1 protein-coding gene is annotated in these 997 nt (G+C 66.4%); it reads left to right on the top strand.

Going from position 1 to position 997, the window contains the following annotated elements; all coding sequences use genetic code 11:
• On the top strand, positions 1-756 hold a 756-nt coding region (locus NKG99_RS35755), incomplete at its 5' end, for an IS110 family RNA-guided transposase (RefSeq protein WP_352874174.1).
• Positions 757-997 lie beyond the last annotated feature (241 nt).

Raw genomic sequence — 997 nt, 5'->3', positions numbered from 1 at the left:
AAGCGGGGTGAGCCGCGCGTCTGCTCGATGGTCCGGGTGCCGACGCCCGAGAATGAGGATCGCCGCCGGACCAACCGCGAGCGCAAGGTGCTGGTCGCCGAACGGGTCGAGCACGTCAACCGCATCAAAGGCCTGCTCTTCAGCCAGGGCATCCGCGACTACGAGCCTTTGCGCCGCGACCGGCGCGATCGCCTGGAAGAACTGCGGACCGGCGATGGCCGCGCCCTTCCGGCCCGCATGAAGGCCCAGATCGGCCGCGAACTTGACCGTCTCGAATTGCTGCTCGGCCAGATCAAGGCCGTGGAGGCCGAGCGCGACGCGCTGCTCGCCGCGACGGCGGTGGGCGCCTCGACGCCGGCGGCGATGTTGCTCAAGCTGAAGGGCATCGGGCCGGAATTCGCGACTATCCTCCATGCCGAAGGGCTGTTCCGGCATTTCAACAACCGCAGGCAGGTGGCCGCCTACGCGGGACTGGCACCTTCCCCATGGAAGAGCGGCACGATCGATCACGAACAAGGCGTGTCGAAGGCAGGCAATCCGCGGCTGCGAACGACGATGGTCGAGCTTGCCTGGCTGTGGCTGCGCCATCAGCCGGCCTCGAGCTTGGCCCGCTGGTTCAGCGAACGGGTGGCGCGCAACGGCGGCCGCCTCAAGAAGGCAATGATCGTCGCGCTCGCCCGCAAGCTGCTGGTGGCGCTGTGGAAGTACGCGACCGCCGGCGTCATCATCGAGGGAGCGCACATGAAAACCGCATGACCGCTTCCATCACCCTTTTCCTACATTCCGCAAAGGCCTGATCAGCCTTTCGGATCCAGGTGGGCGAACCGAAAATATGCATGGCCTCAACAGCCGATCGGCAGAATGGTTTCGTCTTCCTGAGCCTGCGCCCGCCGCAAGCGGGATATTGGTGCTGCCGCCAGGAGCGGCGACCGCATGTGAGGTGGATGAGGCCCGGCGACCGGGCCGCGTCACGTGATCGGGCTCAGACCTTGGACCG

This window comes from Mesorhizobium sp. M1409 (assembly GCF_040317535.1).
Taxonomy (GTDB): domain Bacteria; phylum Pseudomonadota; class Alphaproteobacteria; order Rhizobiales; family Rhizobiaceae; genus Mesorhizobium.
The sequence above is the reverse complement of the archived record's forward strand: the minus strand, read 5'-3'. Positions and strand labels throughout refer to the sequence as shown.